The sequence below is a fragment of the Brevinematia bacterium genome, assembly GCA_039630355.1.
Classification (GTDB): Bacteria; Spirochaetota; Brevinematia; order DTOW01; family DTOW01; genus SKYB106.
In genome coordinates this window covers 1-1840 of record JBCNVF010000071.1, presented here as the reverse complement: position 1 = coordinate 1840, position 1840 = coordinate 1, and the positions used below count along the sequence as shown (strand labels likewise).

At 36.1% G+C, this 1840-nt stretch carries 1 protein-coding gene; it reads right to left on the bottom strand.

What is annotated here, in order from left to right:
* Nucleotides 1-429: 429 nt before the first annotated feature.
* On the bottom strand, nt 430-1840 hold a 1411-nt coding region (locus tag ABDH28_05115; protein MEN2998396.1), incomplete at its 5' end, for a hypothetical protein.

Genomic DNA, 1840 nt, shown 5'->3' with positions numbered 1-1840 from the left:
AGATCTCTTCAGAGAAGGAACTATATAGAACCTCTGAGATAAGTGGAACACCAACAACTATTAAAACTACAGCGAGGATATAGGAGATTACTGAAATAAAAATACTCTCTTTCATAAAACCCTTAGGTTATGATCGGAATTTATGTGGAATTATTGTTACGACTATTGTAAAAAACTCAGTTCTATCCTTTCACCTTCCTTCAATTCAACAGATTCCAATTCCCATTAGGCGAGCAGAGAAAACTCTAAGCTTTTTCTTAATGTGAGTAATGCTAACCGAATGAATTGTGAAGATCTTACTTCTAGAAGACTCAGAAAATCAAGGCCTTTTGATTCAATTTTCTTGATGTAGAGTTTTTGAAAGCAGGGGGGGCAAAAAAAAGCCCCTGATGAATAGAAGCCTAAGTTTATAACGATTCTCTCAAGCTACTAGAACCTAAAGCCTAACGATAAATGAGCTCCAGCACCTGTAGGACTGAATAACGGAACCATGGATCCTTTAAGAGAAGGATCTGTAACTTCACTTCCATCAGTGTATATAGCACTCAGAGATGGAATATAGTAGAAGTGATATCTTCCGTTAACATCTAAGGATATACACAGACTTTTACTTAGTATCAGTTCAAGCGATATACCTCCACTTACTCCGATAGATGTCCCTATGGGAGTAAGAATTATATTTCTCCCTTTCCAACTAACATCAGGTATTGAATCAGTAAAGATACTTACATCCAGCATAGCTACCGGTTTCATTTTGAAGTTGCCAAAATATAGTGGTAAACCACCACCTAAGCTTAATATGACTGAAATAGGTCTTAGAAGCACCAAGATGAGGTCAATTTGTGGCTCAAAGTGTGCAAACCCGCTATCCACTATGGCACTAAATCCAACCATAGGGAAAATACTTTCTTTAAGATCATTCCAAGCATTGTTAAAGTATGAAACCAAAGTATTGTCCACAGGAGGGATAAATGAAGCATAGAGACCACCTACTAAAATCTTGTTAATAAATCCTCTCCTAAGTGCATCTACCAACTGCACATCCATATCAACACTTCCTAAGATAGTGATAGCCTCGGAGTATTCTTCTTTAACATCAACAACTTTAATAAGTCCAACTACTTTTTTTTCCTCAAACTCCTTACTTCCTATTTTTCTTCTTTCAATTCTAACAACATCAAGCTCCAATCCGGGAACTATGTCGTAGTCCCTACCAAGCTCTATGAATATCCTACCGTTTTTTATATCTAAAACCCTTGTATATAGTCTAAACTTCTCTACTGTTCTCAAAAGGTATTTAAGCTCATTAATTATTACTTTGGTAGCTCTATACCCAGCATCGTTTATAAGAATATTGCTTTCTTCGTTGTATTTCGCAATTCTCACTTTGTCAAAATAAGTCAAGTCCTTCTCCCACTTTGTCTTTAGATCTTCTATGTGATTGGTGCTAACACTACTTACCCCCTTTCTTTTAACATATAGATTTTCTATTATATTTCCTGTCTGAGGATCAAGAAATTTCAAAGAAACTCCTACTGTAACTTCAAAAAACCTATTGTAGTTAGTAGCAACACCTCGTTCATTTGTCAACGGCACTATTACTTCCTTATAAGAAAACTCCCTGACCAGAGGAACTACGATTGTAAAGGAGTTAATCAACTCCTCAAGCTTAGCAGGTGAGATTGATATTGTCCCCCATTTAGGATCAACAAATTCCAGATTGTTCTGAAGACTTTGAGCCTTCAATTCTTCTATTTTTGCAATAAAAGAACTGAGATTCTCTTCCGAAAACCTATACTCATACCCCTTAACCGCAAACCTTTTCATACCAACAAATAAA